Origin of the sequence: Marinobacter segnicrescens (assembly GCF_900111555.1) — a bacterium.
Classification (GTDB): domain Bacteria; phylum Pseudomonadota; class Gammaproteobacteria; order Pseudomonadales; family Oleiphilaceae; genus Marinobacter; species Marinobacter segnicrescens.
In genome coordinates this window covers 1-1,893 of sequence record NZ_FOHZ01000063.1, presented here as the reverse complement: position 1 = coordinate 1,893, position 1,893 = coordinate 1, and the positions used below count along the sequence as shown (strand labels likewise).

Annotated in this window: 1 protein-coding gene; it reads right to left on the bottom strand. The window is 57.5% G+C overall.

Annotated features, from left to right (window positions below; translation table 11 throughout):
- Window positions 1-606 precede the first annotated feature (606 nt).
- Window positions 607-1,680, bottom strand: a complete 1,074-nt coding sequence (locus tag BM036_RS19560) for a BtrH N-terminal domain-containing protein (protein ID WP_091855297.1) — start codon at window positions 1,678-1,680, stop codon at window positions 607-609.
- Window positions 1,681-1,893 lie beyond the last annotated feature (213 nt).

The window sequence follows — 1,893 nt, the reverse complement described above, 5'->3', positions numbered from 1 at the left end:
TCTCTTCCATCGCTTCGGCGTAGGTTGTCGTTGATTCTGCCCCCATGGAACCCGGTGCATAGCCGGTGGCATGACGAAGCTGTACTGCTTGAGTGTTGGTTGAGGCTAAAGTAACACCCACAGCGAGTGCAGACAGGAGTGAGATCGTTTTGTTTTTGTTCAGTTTCATAATGAATCTCCTAGACTAGGGTTATTGTTATCGTAACCAATACCAAAGTATAGAGGGTGTCGGAAATTCGTCAATGAGTCTCTCACATAGGAAGCAATTTCCACATTTGTCTCCGTCTAACTTGTCGATTCCCTGCCTGAGCGGAGTCTGACATGCCCCTCCCCGTCAGGTAACTAATCAGTGCTGCGCTTTCTATCTGATGGAGCCGGTTAAGGGGTTTGCACTAGTGAACGGGCTGACGGAATTCCTTGCTCTGATGCCGGCACCACATGGGCCTTTAGATACTGGAGGGTGTGGGTGTCTCACGCCCTGAGTACAGGAGTCCCTTTCCCACCCTTTCAAAAGCGATTGTAGCTGGGGTAATTCGCCGCTCATGAAAGTTTGTAATTCCTCGGCGGCGACCTGAATTGAAATAATGTTCGTTCCACGATGAATTTTTATCGGTTGTTCGTACTGCCCTGGCCGGCGAGTTCCAATGCCTTCTGCATGGCGCTTTCCAGTTCCGGAAGCCGGTGAGCTGCTTCGCTGACAGCCTCGATGTCCGGCTTCTCTGCTCGGCTTGTTTCACCCAGGGCGCTCCAGGCCTCAGCGCTTCGGTGGCAGGCGTTGGCGGCGGCTGCAAAGGCCTGGTCGCCGGTTGCCTGAGCCACATCGAGGCAGAAGCTGGCTTCCAGCCTACGGAACAAACCGCCTCCTGTGCCGGCCTTTTCCACGAATACCGGGATGCTTCTGACGGCAGTGGTCAGTTCATCCGGGGGCAGGTGGTGGGGCCAGGTGATAACGTCGTCGGCGAACGCCCTGACGCCCTCCACACCAGACCCTATCACGCTGCCCTCCGGCAAGGTAGATGCATCGAACAGCAGGGCATCCTCACCGCCCAGTACACGCGCAGCCGATGCTGCCGCCTCTCGGGCGCAGGTCAGCAGGTCGGGCAACCTGGCTGGGAAACGCATCGGGTAGGTGGCGAACCGGTTGGGGCCAGGGAAGCCATGGGAGCCGTGCGCCCGCCGGAAGGCGTCCATGGGGACTTCCTGTACCTCTTCCCGGTCGTTGTCAATGATGAATACCATGTTCCTGTCGTCGTCATAGCCGATGATGACGACGTCATGGCGGGTATTGGAAAGTCTGACCCGCAAGTAGGGCAGTTCGGCGATATCGCACCAGACCATGACTGGATGGCCTTCATCTATTTCGTTTCTTATCCAACGCCAGGCCTCATCCGGGTTGTCTGTTTGCTGTCGGCGGGTTTCAATGCCCAGTCGCTGGCAGAAATCCAGCTCCATATCGGCGTTGCGGCCCACCAGGTACAGAGGCGGTGTCAGGCCGGGATAACGGGTATACATGAAGGACAGACCACCTCCCAGGCCGAATACCAGCCCCTCACCCGGTAACCCGTCACCGGGCAGGTTGTCCCACCCGAGCCCGGCCCAGTGCACCAAGTCCCTCAGGGCGCCCGAGCCACAGTGACCGCCGAGTTGATGAGGATAGGGGTCAATAATAATCCGACTCATTTCTGTGTACTCCACTGCTGTCGCCCGGTATGTTAACGGGTCCGTTTGTATTGGTGGAGCTTCACCTTAGCCGGCAAGATTTTGCCAAGCATCGTCCGAATCGACGATGCTTGGGTTCATTGTGCGCCAGGCATGGCGCGTAGCGCCTTGACGGCGCTGTTCCGGTGCAGGTGGTGCTGGCCGGATGACTTGGGGGTGCAAGTCCCCTGTGGG